This is a genomic window from Micromonospora lacuserhaii (assembly GCF_036902735.1).
Classification (GTDB): domain Bacteria; phylum Actinomycetota; class Actinomycetes; order Mycobacteriales; family Micromonosporaceae; genus Micromonospora.
On the sequence record NZ_JBAKHO010000054.1, the window covers coordinates 1 to 13,476 of the forward strand.

12 protein-coding genes, 2 tRNA genes and 1 pseudogene are annotated in these 13,476 nt (G+C 72.6%); 7 read left to right on the forward strand and 8 right to left on the reverse strand.

Annotation, left to right across the window (positions count from 1 at the left end):
* The 4 genes and pseudogenes from V6U81_RS24350 to V6U81_RS24365 all read right to left on the reverse strand — a co-directional run.
* Positions 1 to 687: pseudogene (locus V6U81_RS24350) on the reverse strand (hypothetical protein); the annotation flags it as partial.
* Positions 684 to 1,400 carry a DsbA family protein gene (locus V6U81_RS24355; protein WP_334492460.1) on the reverse strand — a complete coding sequence of 239 codons (717 nt, stop codon included), beginning with the start codon at positions 1,398 to 1,400 and terminating at the stop codon, positions 684 to 686. The gene V6U81_RS24355 and the pseudogene V6U81_RS24350, both read right to left, overlap by 4 nt.
* On the reverse strand, positions 1,393 to 1,917 hold the full coding sequence (locus V6U81_RS24360; RefSeq protein ID WP_334492461.1) for a MauE/DoxX family redox-associated membrane protein: 525 nt from the start codon (positions 1,915 to 1,917) through the stop codon (positions 1,393 to 1,395). The genes V6U81_RS24355 and V6U81_RS24360 overlap by 8 nt, the downstream gene beginning before the upstream one ends.
* 33 nt (positions 1,918 to 1,950) lie before the next feature.
* Positions 1,951 to 2,541 carry a sigma-70 family RNA polymerase sigma factor gene (locus V6U81_RS24365; RefSeq protein WP_420884073.1) on the reverse strand — a complete coding sequence of 197 codons (591 nt, stop codon included), beginning with the start codon at positions 2,539 to 2,541 and terminating at the stop codon, positions 1,951 to 1,953.
* A gap of 108 nt (positions 2,542 to 2,649) precedes the next feature.
* Between V6U81_RS24365 and V6U81_RS24370 the strand changes: the two genes are divergently transcribed.
* The 4 genes from V6U81_RS24370 (at position 2,650) to V6U81_RS29245 (ending at position 6,842) form a co-directional block, all read left to right on the forward strand.
* Positions 2,650 to 3,294, forward strand: coding sequence for a zf-HC2 domain-containing protein (locus tag V6U81_RS24370; RefSeq protein WP_334492462.1), 645 nt, complete (start codon positions 2,650 to 2,652; stop codon positions 3,292 to 3,294).
* Between the two features lie 116 nt (positions 3,295 to 3,410).
* The gene (locus V6U81_RS24375) at positions 3,411 to 5,075 is read left to right on the forward strand and encodes a copper resistance CopC/CopD family protein (protein WP_334492463.1); all 1,665 of its coding nucleotides are present in this window, start codon (positions 3,411 to 3,413) and stop codon (positions 5,073 to 5,075) included.
* Between the two features lie 19 nt (positions 5,076 to 5,094).
* The gene (locus V6U81_RS24380; protein WP_334492464.1) at positions 5,095 to 5,805 is read left to right on the forward strand and encodes a YcnI family copper-binding membrane protein; all 711 of its coding nucleotides are present in this window, start codon (positions 5,095 to 5,097) and stop codon (positions 5,803 to 5,805) included.
* A gap of 140 nt (positions 5,806 to 5,945) precedes the next feature.
* Positions 5,946 to 6,842 carry a hypothetical protein gene (locus tag V6U81_RS29245; protein WP_420884074.1) on the forward strand — a complete coding sequence of 299 codons (897 nt, stop codon included), beginning with the start codon at positions 5,946 to 5,948 and terminating at the stop codon, positions 6,840 to 6,842.
* Between the two features lie 150 nt (positions 6,843 to 6,992).
* Here the strand turns inward: V6U81_RS29245 and V6U81_RS24390 are convergent, their stop codons facing one another.
* Positions 6,993 to 8,246, reverse strand: coding sequence for a glycosyltransferase 87 family protein (locus tag V6U81_RS24390; RefSeq protein ID WP_334492466.1), 1,254 nt, complete (start codon positions 8,244 to 8,246; stop codon positions 6,993 to 6,995).
* Between the two features lie 73 nt (positions 8,247 to 8,319).
* Here V6U81_RS24390 and orn point away from each other — a divergent pair, with 73 nt between their 5' ends.
* Together orn and V6U81_RS24400 are read left to right on the forward strand one after the other, a co-directional pair.
* Positions 8,320 to 8,910, forward strand: a complete 591-nt coding sequence (orn, locus tag V6U81_RS24395; RefSeq protein ID WP_334492468.1) for an oligoribonuclease — start codon at positions 8,320 to 8,322, stop codon at positions 8,908 to 8,910.
* Between the two features lie 111 nt (positions 8,911 to 9,021).
* Positions 9,022 to 9,097: transfer RNA gene (locus V6U81_RS24400), tRNA-His, on the forward strand.
* Between the two features lie 51 nt (positions 9,098 to 9,148).
* Here V6U81_RS24400 and V6U81_RS24405 read toward each other — a convergent pair.
* Positions 9,149 to 10,429: a L,D-transpeptidase gene (locus V6U81_RS24405; protein ID WP_334492469.1), complete on the reverse strand. Its 1,281-nt coding sequence runs from the start codon at positions 10,427 to 10,429 to the stop codon at positions 9,149 to 9,151.
* Between the two features lie 187 nt (positions 10,430 to 10,616).
* On the reverse strand, positions 10,617 to 11,885 hold the full coding sequence (locus V6U81_RS24410; RefSeq protein ID WP_334492470.1) for a L,D-transpeptidase: 1,269 nt from the start codon (positions 11,883 to 11,885) through the stop codon (positions 10,617 to 10,619).
* Positions 11,886 to 12,072: 187 nt separating this feature from the next.
* On the opposite strand from V6U81_RS24410, the gene V6U81_RS24415 reads away from it, so the two are divergent.
* Positions 12,073 to 12,148 (forward strand) — tRNA-Lys (locus V6U81_RS24415).
* Between the two features lie 183 nt (positions 12,149 to 12,331).
* Here V6U81_RS24415 and V6U81_RS24420 read toward each other — a convergent pair.
* Positions 12,332 to 12,913: an SMI1/KNR4 family protein gene (locus V6U81_RS24420; protein WP_334492472.1), complete on the reverse strand. Its 582-nt coding sequence runs from the start codon at positions 12,911 to 12,913 to the stop codon at positions 12,332 to 12,334.
* Positions 12,914 to 13,476: the final 563 nt, after the last annotated feature.

The window sequence follows — 13,476 nt, forward strand, 5'->3', positions numbered from 1 at the left end:
TCCGACTTCGCCGACCGCCCGCAGCGCCCGCGCCCCGGCGGCCGAGCCGGCCGTCAGCAGCCCGGCCGCGCCGATCGCCAGCGCGCCGAGGGCGGCGGCGACCCACCAGGGGTACGGGTCCGGGGGTGGCACCCAGTCGAGCGTGCCCCGGATCTCCAGCGGCTCGGCGCCGTCGCGGATCGGCACGGTCCAGTCCCGGACCCGGTGTTCCCGGGCGGGGTCGGCGGCCACCTGCGCCGGCACCCCGGACTCCCGCCACTGGGCCCGCTGGTCGTGCCAGCGCACCCGGGCATCGTCGGAGATCCGCCGCCAGGCCGGGGCCGCGGCGGGGTCGGCCTCCGGCGGCAGCGCGGTCCGGCCGGCCAGGGTCCGGTTGAGGTACGTGGCGGGAGAGTGGCTGTTCTCGAACGCCCCGTCCGGGCCGACCCGCAGGTACGGCTCGCCGGAGTAGCCGATCACCTCGACGTCCCGGCCGGTGCGGTTGACCAGTTCCAGCCGGGCGCCCGCCTCGACGACCCGTACCGTCAGGCCCGGCCGGGCCGGGGTGAGGCCGGTGACCTCGGCGCGGTAGTCGGTGCCGGCGGGCGCGTCGGCGCCGTGCGCGTACGCCGGGGTGGCGAGGGTGACCAGGGCGGTGAGCGCGGCGGCGAGCAGCAGGCCGGCCCGCCGCAGCGGGCTGGGGATCACTTGCCGGCCGCCTCCACGGCCGCGGTGATCCCCGCCGGGGTGCGGTCCTCCACGGCCGTGCCGTTGACCTTGATGGTCGGGGTGCCGGTGACGCCGGCCTTGCTGGCGTCGTCGGTCACGTGCTCGGTCCACGCCTTGTACGTGCCGTCCTTGACGCACGAGCCGAAGTCGTCCTTGTTCAGGCCCACGCCCGCGCCGATGTCGATCAGCTCGTCGTTGCTCAGGCCGGCGCTGCCCTCGGCGGGCTGCCGTTCGAACAGCGCGTCGGTGAACTCCTTGAACTTTCCGCCCTTGGCGGCGCAGCCGGAGGCGGCCGACGAGCGGGTCGAGTACTCGGTGGTGGAGAAGCGGTTCAGGTAGGCCACCGGGTGGAAGACGACCTTGGCCTTGCCGTCGGCGACCAGCTGGTTGATCGTCGCCCCGCTGGTCTGCTGGAACTGTCGGCAGGCCGGGCAGAGGTAGTCCTCGTAGAGGTCGATGGTGACCGGACCGTCGCCGATCACGATGCCGGTGCCGGGCGGGTTCGCGCCGGGCGGGGTGGTGAAGGTGTCCGACTTCTGGCTACGGAAGACGCTCCAGCCGATCAGCCCGGCGATCACCAGCAGCACGACCGCGGCGACCGACGTCCAGAGGGTCCGCTTGCGCCGTTTCTCCCGGGCGATCTGTTCCCGGACCACCCGTGCCGCGTCCCGTTGTCCCTTGCGACTACTCATCCTCGCCCTCCACGGGTGGTTCGCCCGCCAGCCAGCCGTCCACCGAGACGGGGGTGCGGGGCCAGCTGAGCAGGAATCCGGCCAGCGCCAGGAATCCCAGGTCCCGGAGGATCTCCGGGAGGTAGCTCGGGGCCTGCCCGGCGGCGAGCTGCCCACCGCTGCCGAAGCAGCCGCAGTCGATGGCCAGGCCGCGGCTCCAGGCCGAGGCGATGCCGGCGACGAAGACCACCAGCAGCGCGGCGGAGACGCCGGCGGCGAGCCGGGTGGCCAGGCCGATCAGCAGGATCACGCCGAGCGCCAGCTCCACGAAGGGCAGCGCCGCGCCGATCACCGTCGCCGCCTCGTACGGCATCACCTGGTACGCGTTGACGGCTCGGCCCGAGGCGGCCAGGTCACCGACCTTGGCCCCGCCGGCGATCAGCCAGACGGCGGCCAGGCCGAGCCGGGCGGCGACGCCGAGCCAGGGGCGGATGGCGGCCCAGCGGCCGGCCCGGGTGCTCGCTGCGGTCACGATCATTGGTCGTTCCGCACCCTCGATAAGTTCCACGACTCAGCCGGCGAGCGCGTCGCCGACGGCGTCGACCAGGTCGGTGCGGGCCCGGGCCACCCGGGACCGGATGGTGCCCACGGGTACCCCCTCCACGGCGGCGGCCTCCGCGTACGACAGTCCGAGCAGTTGGGTGAGCACGAACGCGCCGCGGCGTTCGGCGGGCAGCCGGCGGACCAGGTCGACGGCGCCGAGCTGGCCGGCGGGGTCGGGGTGGGGGTGGCCGGTGTGCGCGTCGGCGGCGAGCCGCTCGTCGAGGCGCCGGCGGCGGACCACGGTGCGCAGGTGGTCGGCGCAGGCCCGCCGGGCGATGCCGAGCAGCCAGGTCCGGGCGCTCGAGCGCCCCTGGAAGGAGGGCAGGGCGCGGAACGCCCGCAGGTAGGTCTCCTGGGTGAGGTCGTCGGCGCTGTCCGCGTCGACCAGCGCGGCGGCGAAGCGCCACACCTCGGCCTGGGTGGCGCGGACGAACGCGGCCTGGGCCAGCGGGTCGCCGTCGCGGGCGGCGAGCGCCCAGCCCGTCGCCGACTCCCGCCCAGCGCCGTGGTCCACGCCGGTACGGCCGGCGGCGGCGGTGTCGCGCGGGGCAGGGATCACGACAGACGAGGTTACGCGGCGTGGCGGTGGTGGGCAGGGCCCTTCGGCCCTTTCCATGGCCCCGCTCACGTCGGGAACTTTTCCCCGCCCCCGCCCGACTACCTGCTCATGAAGTGCGACGACGTACGGGTGGCGCTGTCGGCGCGGCTGGACGGCGAGGACCCGCAGGCCCCGGTGGAGGCGCTGGACGCCCACACCGAGGGCTGCCCCGGCTGCCGTGCCTGGCTGGACCGGGCCGAGCGGGTGACCCGGCTCACCCGGGTCCGGTCGGTGCGGGTGCCCGACCTGACCGCCGAGGTGCTGGCCGCGGTCGCCGCCGACCCGGTGCTGGCCCGGCGCTCCCCGGCGGCCGTCCGGGCGGCCCGCCGGCAGGTGCTGCGCATCGCCGTGGCGGTGGCCGCGGTGGCCCAGCTCGCCGTCGCGCTGCCGCTGCTGCTGGCCGGGCTCGGGGTGGCGGCCGACCCGCACGCCAGCCGGGAGATGGCCTCCTTCGACGTCGCCCTGGCCGTCGGGTTCGCGCTGGCCGCCTGGCGGCCGGAGCGGGCCCGGGCGTTCCTGCCGGTGGCGCTGGTGCTGGCGGTCTGCCTGGCCGGCACCAGCGTGGTCGACATCGCCAACTCGACCACCGCGCTGGTGCACGAGGCCGGTCACCTGGCCGCCGTGGCGCAGGCCGGACTGCTCTGGGCGCTGGGCCGAACCAGCGGCGACACCGGCCGGCCGTGGCGCGCCTCGGTCGTGGCGGGACGCGGGTGAGCCCGGCCGGGACCAGCGCCGGAAGTGCGGTCACGGGCCGGGTCGGTGGGACCGGGGCCGGCGGTGCGGCGCGGCGGGCGGGGCCGGGTGGCCGACCCGGCGCCCGGTCGGCGAGCATGGCCGGCATGAACCCTGTCGATCGTCGCCGGTACGCGCGGCTGGGCGCCGCCGCCGGCCTGCTGGTCATTCTGGTCGCGCTGCTGCTCGCCCCGGCGTCCCCGGCGAGCGCCCATGCCGTGCTGGCCAGCAGCAGCCCGCAGGCGTCGGCGGTGGTGCCGAGCGGCCCGGGCGAGGTGGTGCTCACCTTCAGCGAGTCGGTCCGCAGGGTGCCCGGCAAGATCCGGGTGATCGCTCCGGACGGCTCCCGCGCCGACCGGGGCGAGCCGTCCTTCGAGGGGTCGGTGGTGACGGTGCCCGTCGACCCGTCCGGGCCGCGCGGCACCTACCTGGTCAGCTACCGGGTGATCTCCGCCGACAGCCACCCGGTCTCGGGCGCGTTCACGTACTCGGTCGGGGCGCCCTCACCGCCGCCCACCGACTCCGGGTCGGACAACCGCGCCGACCCGGTGGTGGGCGCGGCGGTGAAGGTCGGCAAGTACCTCAGCTACGTCGGGCTGCTGCTGGTGGTCGGTCCGGCGCTGGTGCTCGCCGCGCTCTGGCCGTACCGGCTCTCCCGGCGTGGTCCGGCCCGGCTGCTCTGGGCCGGCGTCGGCCTGCTGGCGGTGGCCACCGTGGCCGAGATGTGGTTGCAGGTGCCGTACACCGCCGGTGGGGGGCTGTTCGACGTCACCGGTGCGGGCGTCGCCGAGGTGTTCGGCAGCGCGTACGGGGCCGCGCACCTGGTCCGGCTGGGCCTGCTGGCGGCGGCGGTGTTCCTGCTGCGCCCGCTGACCGCCGGGCCGCCGAGCCGTACCGACGGGATCATTCTGGGCGTGCTCGGGGTGGCGGGCCTGTTCACCTGGTCGCTGGCCGGGCACCCGGCGGCCTCCCCGGCGCCGGCGGTGTCGGTGGCGGTCGACGCGGTGCACCTGGGCAGCATGGCGGTCTGGCTGGGCGGGCTGGTGATGCTCGCGGTCTTCCTGCTGCGCCGGGCCGACGAGCGGGAACTGGGGGCGATCCTGCCGATCTGGTCCCGCTGGGCGGCGCTGGCGGTGGCGGCGCTGCTGCTCGCCGGCACCGTGCAGAGCCTGATCGAGGTGGGCACCCCGCGCGCGCTGGTGGACACCGCGTACGGGCGGCTGCTGCTCGCCAAGATCATCCTGTTCTTGCTGGTGATCGGGGTGGCCGCGTACTCCCGGCAGCTGGTGCGGCGGCGGACCGCCGCAGCGCGGCCGGTGCCGGTGCGCCGGGCCATCTGGGTGGAGCTGGCGGTCACCGCGATCGTGCTCGGCCTGTCGGCGACGCTGGTGCAGACCACCCCGGCCCGGACCGTGGCCGCCGAGTCCGACGGCACCTCCAGCGGCCTGTACTCCGCCATGCTCACCAGCCCGCTCTACCAGTTGCAGGTCGACATCGACCCGGCCGAGAAGGGCAGCAACTCGATGCACCTGTACGCCTACGGCAAGGACAGCAAGCCACTGCCGGTGGTCGAGTGGAAGGCGACCGCCGCGCTGCCGTCGGCTGGGATCGAGCCGATCGACGTCCCGCTGCTCCCGCTGACCGACAACCACGCGACCGGGGAGATCAGCCTCCCGGCGGCCGGTGACTGGCAGTTCCGTCTTACCGTCCGCATCTCCGACATCGACCAGGCCACGGTGACCGCCACCGTGCCGATCAGGTAACCGAAAGGCGCTCACCCAGATGATCCGTTCCCGGCGTCCCGCAACCGCCGCCGCGCTCACCCTCGCCGCCCTCGCCACGGCCGTGTTCGGCATGGCCGGGCCCGCCTCGGCGCACGTCTCGGTGGACCCGAAGCAGGCGACCCAGGGTGGCTACGGCCGCTTCGCCTTCCGGGTGCCGAACGAGAGCGACACCGCCGCCACCACGAAGGTGGAGGTGGTGCTGCCGGAGAACGCCCCGGTCGGCTCCGTCTCCACCCTGCCGGTGCCGGGCTGGACGGTGGCCGTGGAGAAGCGCAAGGTCGACCCGCCGGTCGAGGTGCACGGCAGCCAGCTCACCGAGGCGGTGTCGAAACTGACCTGGACGGCCACCGGTGACGCCGGGATCAAGCCGGGCCAGTTCCAGGAGTTCCCCGTCTCGATGGGGCCGCTGCCGCAGGTCGACACGATGGTCTTCAAGACCTTGCAGACGTACTCCGACGGCAACGTGCAGCGCTGGATCGAGGAGCCCACCGGCGGCACCGAGTCGGAGAACCCGGCCCCGGTGCTCACCCTGACCGCCGCGTCGGGGTCGCCCACGACGGCGGCACCGGCGGCCCGGGCCGACGCCGCCGACGACGGTGGCGCGTCCACCGGGCTGGCCGTCGCCGGTCTGGCGGCGGGGCTGGCCGGGCTGGTCCTCGGCGGCCTCGCGCTGGCCCGTACCCGCCTGCCGGCGGCGCCGAAGGCCTGAGCCGCGTTCCCGACCGGCCGGCGGAGCCCCTGCGCCGGGCCGGCCGCCGCATCCGCGCCGTCCCCGCTGATATCCGCAGATCACGGCGCTCCCGTCGGTAAGGTCTGCCGGGTACCCGGTCACCGAAGGAGACGAAACGGATGCGGTTCGTGCGCGCGCTCGCCGGAATGCTGCTGCTGGTCGTCGGGATTCCGGCGTTGCTGCTCGGGGGAGGGTTGTGGACGGTCGCCCGGCACGCCGCCCCGGACGGCACCTTCGGCGCCCGCGTCGAGCCGGTGCGCACCGCCGGCCGGGCCGTGGTGGTGACCGACGTCGACGCGCTGCTGCGCGAGCAGGCGCCGTTCACCCGGCTCGGTCCGGCCCGGCTGCGGCTGACCGCCCGGACCGTGGACGGCCCCGCCTTCCTCGGCCTGGCCCCCGCCGCCGAGGTGCGCCGGTGGCTCGCGCCGACCCCATACGTCACGGTCGACCGGGTCGCGCCGGCCCGCGGTCCGCTGCCGGTCCGGCTCACCGACGCGACGCCCGCCGCCACCGCCGGGGCCGCCGGCGCGCCCGCGGCCGGCCCGCTCGGTCGGCCCTTCTGGGTACGCGAGGGGATCGGCGTGATCGAGTGGAGCCCCGCCGAGCTGGCCGGCCGGGACCTGAGCCTGGTGATCATGCGGCCGGACGGGCGGGCCGAGCTCGCCCTGCAGTCGCGCGCCGAGTTGCGGGTCGGCTGGCTCGACCCGGCCGCCTGGGCGCTGCTGGTTGGTGGCCTGCTGCTGATCGGCCTGGCCGCCCTGGTGCTGCTGCGCCCGGTACGCCCGCGCGAGGTGGTCTTCGTGGTGGAGCCGGACCAGGTGCCGGTGCTGGCCGGCCGGCTCGGGGTCAGCTCGCTGAGCGGCCTCGGCGTGCCGGAGCCGGAGCCGGAGCGGCAGCTCGTGTCGGTGGGCGCGGGGGTGCCGGCGATCGGCGCGGCGCCGGCCCGCCCGACCACGCTGGCGGACCTGCCGGTGTGGCCGCCGCACGCACCGGAGAGCGAAGCCGGCCGGGACTGACCGGCGGGACGCCGGACGGCCCTCCGCGCTGCCGACGCGGAGGGCCGTCCATCACCGGGGGATCGGTGCTACCCGAGAGACGCCTGGGGTAGGTGTTGCCAGATTAACCCCGGTACGCCGTGGATGGGAACGTCTGTCCATTTGGCGCAACTATCCCCGGGCGGGCGTGGGCCGGGCTTCCCGCCGCACCGGGAGCGTCACCAGCAGCAGCAGCGCGAGCAGCACGTACTCGTTGCGGAACACGAACTCGCCGGGCGAGTCGGTGGGCACCGGCGCGATGCCCCAGTCCTGGAAGGACACCACGCCGTAGATGATCACGGCGGAGGTGCCAACGGCGAGTGCGAGCAGCCACCAGCGCCGCCGCTGTTCGTCGGTGCCGCGGCCGGTGTGCAGCGCCGCGTCCACCAGCACCACCACGGCGGGTATGAACCAGTAGATGTGGTGGGTCCAGGTGATCGGGCTGACCAGCCCGCCGACCAGGCCGGTCAGGGTCAGGCCGGTGAGTTCGTCGCCAGCCCGGGCGGCCCGCGCCGCACGCCACAGGCCGAACCCGGCGACCACCAGCACCAGGGCCAGCCAGACCGACTGGGGCGGCTTCGCCGGGGCGTCGAGCCGGCTCAGCAGGCCGAAGAGCGACTGGTTGCCGGTGTAGTCGGTGCGGCCGACGCGGTCGGTCGCCCAGAGCTCGTGCGTCCAGAACCGCCACGAGTCCCTCGGTGCCAGCGCCGCCGCCAGCAGGGTCGCCGCCGTCGCGGTCACCCCCGCGACCACCGCGGCCCGCCAGCGCCGGCTGATCAGCAGGTAGAGCAGGAAGATCCCCGGGAAGAGCTTGAGCGCCGTGGCCAGGCCGACGCCCACCCCGGCCCAGGGCCGCGCCCGGGGTACGGCGAAGAGCAGGTCGGCCAGGATCAGCACCACCAGCAGCATGTTGATCTGGCCGAAGGTGATCGTCTCCCGGGTGCTCTCCACCGCGAAGACCAACAGCACCGCCACCGTGAGGGTGAACAGTCGGGGCAGCCCGTGCCGGGCGATCAGCGGGGCGACCAGCCAGCGGGTCGTCACGACCACGCCGATGCCGGTGAGGGCCGTGAAGATCGCGATGGTGAGGCCCAGGGGGAGCGCCGCGAACGGCCGGAGCAGCAGCGCACTGAACGGCGGGTAGGTGAAGTAGAGCTCGCCCTGCACCCGGTCCGGCTGGACGTAGTCGTAGAGCGGGTGCCCGGCCGCCCACCAGTCCATCGCCCGCATGTAGATCTTCAGGTCGAAGAAGTCGTGCACCAGGCCCGGCAGATAGAGCGCCGGCAGCACGGCCACCAGCGCCAGCACCGTGACGATCCGGCGGAGCGTACGGCCGCGCTGGTCGCCCGGGGCGACGGCCGGTGGCGCGACGGATTCGGCTGGCACGGGGAAACCCTAGCGGTCCCGTCGGCCACCGGTGCCGAGGCGCGGAGAGCTGGGCTGCGCGTAGTCTGTCCCGGTGGCTGACCTTCTCGTCTGGATCGACTGTGAGATGACCGGGTTGGATCTCGGTGCCGACGCGCTGATCGAGGTCGCCGCGCTCGTCACCGACCGCGACCTCAACGTGCTCGGCGAGGGCGTCGACGTGGTGATCCACGCCGACGAGGCGGCCCTGGAGGCGATGCCGGAGATCGTCCGCACCATGCACGCCAAGTCCGGGCTGACCGAGGAGGTCCGCCGCTCGACGGTGACCCTGGCCGAGGCCGAGGACATGGTGCTGGAGTACGTGACCAGTCACGTGAAGGATCCGCGCACCGCGCCGCTCTGCGGCAACTCGATCGCCACCGACCGCGGCTTCATCGCCCGGGACATGCCCCGGCTCGACGCCCACCTGCACTACCGCATGATCGACGTCTCCTCCCTCAAGGAGCTGACCCGGCGCTGGTACCCGCGGGTGTACTTCGGCCAGCCGCAGAAGGGGCTCGCGCACCGGGCCCTGGCGGACGTCCGGGAGAGCATCCGGGAGCTGGAGTACTACCGGCGGACGATCTTCGTACCCCTGCCGGGGCCGGACGTGGAGACGGCCAAGGGGATCGCCGCGCAGCTCTGAGCGGCGCGGCCGCCCGCCGGCACGGTGGTGCGGAACCCGCTGGACGGGCCCGCCGGTGGTGTGGCTATTATTAGTTCCGCACCCGCCCGGGTCACCGGCGCGGAAGGCATGGTGGCTGTAGCTCAGTTGGCAGAGCACCGGGTTGTGGTCCCGGTTGTCGTGGGTTCAATTCCCATCAGTCACCCCAGACACGGAAGCCCCCTCCTCGCGGAGGGGGCTTCCGTCGTTGCGGGGCCGGTCAGGGGGTCGCCTCGACGGTGGCCTGGACGGTCGGCTCGTCGCCGGCGCTCTGCTCGGCCGCCGGCTGGTACGGCAGGGCGCTGCCCTTGACGTACTCGTCCCAGCTCATGTTCCAGTCGGTCCAGCCGTTGCCGTTCTGGAGCTTGCGCTCGGTGCCCTTGACGGTGATCGGGTCACCCATCCGGGTGTTGGCGAAGAGCCAGGCGCCGTCGGCCATCGAGACGTTGACGCAGCCGTGCGAGACGTTGACGCTGCCCTGCTTTCCCTCGGACCAGGGCGCGGCGTGGATGAACTCGCCGCCCCAGGTGATCCGCTGGGCGAAGTCGATGTCCGTCCGGTAGCCCTCCTGCGGGCCGAGCTCGGCGCGCGTGTCGAAGACGGTCTTGCGCAGCTTCTCGATCACCACCATCGTGCCGCTGGACGACGGGGTGGTCGGCTTGCCGAGGCTGACCAGGATGGTCTTGACGACCGTGCCGTCCTTGGTGACGGTCATCCGCTTGGTCCTGTTGTCCACCTGCATGACCAGCGACGGGCCGATCTTGACGTCGACGGTCAGGTCGGAGCGGCCGTACCAGCCGTCGCCGAGCGGGAGCCCGGCGGCCCGGATCTTGTACGACACGGTGCTGCCCCCCCGCCAGAACTCCTTGGGCCGGTAGCGGACCTCGGTGGGGCTGACCCAGTGCCAGATCCCCTCCTGCGCCGGGGTGGAGGTGACCGTCATCCGGCGCTGGAGGTCGTCGCGGTAGTCCCGGGGAATGGCCCGGCCGAACTTGACGATCAGCGGCATGCCGACGCCGACCACCTGGCCGTCACCGAGGAAGCTGGTGACCCGGATCTGCTTGTCGGGCTCGTCCATCACGGTGAAGGCGCTGGTCGCCGTGGCGGGCCTGCCGTCGTCACCGGTCGCCGTGACGGTGGCGGTGTACTTCTGGCCGTACTTCAGGGTGTCGGTGGGCAGCCAGCTCTTCCCGTCCGCGGCGAGCGCGCCCTCGACGGCCTCGCCGGCGTCGTCCTTCAGCTCGACGGTGGTCTCCTCGGCCTCCGTCGTGGTGAAGGTGATGCCGGTGGTGGCCGGGACGTCGGTCGCGTCGGTCTTCGGCGCGGTGATGGTGGCCGCGGCCTTCGGGGGTTTCTCGTTCGCGCCCTGCCAGCTCGACGGCTTGTCGCTGTCGGAGCCGGTGCAGCCGGCGGTGAACGTCAGCGCCGCGGCGAGCAGCCCCGCGGCGAGCGCGCGGCGGCGGCCGACGCGCCGGGACAGCTGATCCTGGACAGCTCGCATGATTCCCTCGCAGTCGTGGTCCCCGATGCCCCATCGTCTCTTACTGACGCGGGAGAGCGCCGACCGGTTGCCACCCGTGAACTGGAACACGCCGATCGCTGTGTACGAATGACGGTAAAATGATCGGCTTTGGTGAGGCTGGCTCGTGCTCGCGGGGCCGGCGCGACGGCCGGCCCCGCGATGTCGCTCAGAGCAGCGGGCCGGACCCGCCGCTGGGCACCGGCAGGGCGCTGCCCTCGACGAACTTCGACCAGCTCAGGCTCCACGCCGTCCAGCCGTTGCCCGGGTCGATCTTCCGCTCGGTGCCCTTCACGGTGATCGGGTCACCGATCCTGGTCCGCTCGAAGAGCCAGCGGCCGGCCGCCATCGAGACGTTGACGCACCCGTGCGAGACGTTCTGCCGGCCCTGCACCCCCTCCGACCAGGGCGCCGCGTGGATGTACTCGCCGCCCCAGGTCAACCGCTGGGCGAAGTCGATCTCGGTGCGGTAGCGGTTCGCCGGGTCGGGATCGTCCATGGTGTCGAAGACGGTCTTCTCCTTCTTCTCCATCACCACCATGGTGCCGCTGGACGAGGGAGTGCTCTTCTTGCCCAGGCTGACCGGGAAGGTGCGAGTCAGCTTGCCGTCCTCGTAGACGTCCATCTTCTTGGTCGCGTTGTCGACCTTCATCACGAAGGAGCGGCCGATCTTCGCGGTCGCCGACCGGTCGACGTTGCCGTACCGGCCGTTGCTCAGCGGCATGCCGGCCAGCGCGATCCGGACGTCGATCGTGGTGCCCGGCTGCCAGTACTCCGGCGCGCGGTAGTAAGCCTGGGTGCCGTTGTAGACCCAGTGCCAGGCGCCCGGCTGCGGCGGGTCGGTCTTCACGAACATCCGCTTCTGCACCGCCGCGCGGTCCTTCTTCGGGATGCCCGGGTGGAACTCGACGACCACCGGCATGGCCACCCCGTACGACTTGTCGTCGAAGAGGTAGAGGCCGGAGTTGATCATCGACTTCGGCTTGCTCATCGTGGTGAACGTGCTGGTGCCCCGGTGCGTCTCGCCGCCGGAGCCGGTGCCGGTCACCGTGGCGGTGTAGCTCGTGCCGTACGCCAGCGGCGTCGACGGCACCCAGGAGGTGCCGTCCCGGCGCATCCGCCCCTCGACCCGGTCGCCGTCCGCCGAGACGAGGGTGACCGAGGACACCTCGCCCCCGCCAGGGATCTTCGCGCTGATCTCGATGCTGACCGGCTTGTTCGCCGCGCCGTCGGCCGGGGTGACCGACAGGCTGGGAAGCGCCGGTGCGGTGGTCGCGCCGGGGTCGTCGGACGCCGGCGCGCTGGTGCCCGGGGTGGCAGCGCCACCGCCGACGAACGCGGCGCCCTTCTTGTCGTCGTCGCCGCACCCGGTCAGTGCCAGCGACGCCACCAGGACCAGAGCGCCCACCATCGCCCCGCCCCGCGTGAACCTGCCCATTCCCACCTCTGTTCTCGCGTGCCTGGCGGACATCGTGCCGTATCCGGAGCCCGGCCCTGGTCCCCTGAGCCGCTCGCCAGGGCCTTTAGTGATCTTTTGCCCGGTAAGCTCGACCGAAGAGCGGAGTCGGGTATCGGATTGGAACCCGGCTCAGGGGCCGTGCTAGTGTTCTCTCCGTTGCCAACGAGCGCCGCTAGCTCAACTGGCAGAGCAGCGGACTCTTAATCCGCGGGTTCGGGGTTCGAGTCCCTGGCGGCGCACCACTGAAGGCCCAGGCACAGCCCATCTCGGCTGTGCCTGGGTCTTCGCGGTTTTCAGCGCTACAGCCAAGCTCAACCGAAGAGCCGGTCGGCGGCCGCGTCCATGGCCGCCCGCTCGACCTCCACCAGCCTGTCCTGGTCGGGAGTGGGGCTGTCAACTCCGGGTTGGCCCCGTTATCCAATTTCCTATCCACCTTCCCACTCCAACTCCCCTTCTTGAACAACGGGTTTCAGGGGATCCGGCGCGCGGGGATATTCGTAGGGGATTCGGTGAGCCAAGCGGACGGCTCGTCCTTCCAGCAAAGCCAACATCTCCGTGAGTAGATCGTTCAGGCTATCCCACGCCGAACCGAACGGGCCTTCGACTTCGTCGAACTCAAATATCCGCCCGTACGGTGGCTGCGGCTGAGTATCGAGGACAAGACAGCCACCGCACAGATCGTTTCCGAACGCGATCCAGGTCGGCCGCCAGGCATCGCCCCAGATCGACGCTCTCTGCCGGGTGTCGCGAGCGATCCGCGAGCTATCCATCATGTGGTAGCCCGACGGAAGCAGGATTATGCCGCTGACACCTCGTGCGTCGTCGGAACCGTTGAAGTTCAGAAGCAGTTCCACCAAATCAGGTGGAAGTTCGGTGCCTAATTCTGACGTGAGCTCAGCCAGCGCCCGGTCATCCGCGGGAGGGTTGAGCTTTTCGAACGTGAGAGGCGCGTTCCTCTGTAACCACTCGGCGATCTGCGTCCATAGGAGAGTGATCGAGCTCGGCATGGCTCACCAACCTATCGTAGGGAGCCTGTGTTCGTCGGCCCTGCCAGAGGGCATGAGCTGGGAGCCAGTGGTGGGAGCCACCGGGGCGAACCGGGTCGGACGAGATCGAACCGATCCAGTTGCCGCGCTCGCGGCGACCAGGCCGTCGCGAACACTGCCGAACGGCTGCGAAGTGGTCTTGGGAATCTAGGATCAGAAGGTCGACGGTGCACGGCTGTACAGCCAGCGGGTCCGCCACGAACGACAGCAGCCGACACTCCCGACGGTGCGACCAGGCACCCGGTCCTCTGACCCGGCATCCGCGCTCTTCTCTTAATCCGCGGGTTCGGGGTTCGAGTCCCTCGCGGCGCACCAGCAATCATCTGGGCATTCACCCTCACGGGTGGGTGCCCAGAGGTCGTTTCGGGGTCCCGACAGCAACGGCCCCAGTCGTGAGCGTCATCACCCGCGAGGAGCGGTCGTGGGCGTGATCCACAGACAGGCCGTGCCGCTGCGTCCCACCCGGGCGTGCCGGCTCTTCGTGTCGGCCCTCCGCTGCCAGCCGGGACTGGTGCCAAGGCCCG

Bases quoted from the DNA above. Each gene is read 5' to 3' on its own strand.
- V6U81_RS24405 (WP_334492469.1), bottom strand. From the start codon at position 10,429: ATGCGAGCTGTCCAGGATCAGCTGTCCCGGCGCGTCGGCCGCCGCCGC.
- V6U81_RS24370 (WP_334492462.1), top strand. From the start codon at position 2,650: ATGAAGTGCGACGACGTACGGGTGGCGCTGTCGGCGCGGCTGGACGGC.
- V6U81_RS24410 (WP_334492470.1), bottom strand. From the start codon at position 11,885: ATGGGCAGGTTCACGCGGGGCGGGGCGATGGTGGGCGCTCTGGTCCTG.
- V6U81_RS24355 (WP_334492460.1), bottom strand. From the start codon at position 1,400: ATGAGTAGTCGCAAGGGACAACGGGACGCGGCACGGGTGGTCCGGGAA.
- V6U81_RS24360 (WP_334492461.1), bottom strand. From the start codon at position 1,917: ATGATCGTGACCGCAGCGAGCACCCGGGCCGGCCGCTGGGCCGCCATC.
- V6U81_RS24420 (WP_334492472.1), bottom strand. From the start codon at position 12,913: ATGCCGAGCTCGATCACTCTCCTATGGACGCAGATCGCCGAGTGGTTA.
- V6U81_RS29245 (WP_420884074.1), top strand. From the start codon at position 5,946: ATGCGGTTCGTGCGCGCGCTCGCCGGAATGCTGCTGCTGGTCGTCGGG.
- V6U81_RS24380 (WP_334492464.1), top strand. From the start codon at position 5,095: ATGATCCGTTCCCGGCGTCCCGCAACCGCCGCCGCGCTCACCCTCGCC.
- V6U81_RS24375 (WP_334492463.1), top strand. From the start codon at position 3,411: ATGGCCGGCATGAACCCTGTCGATCGTCGCCGGTACGCGCGGCTGGGC.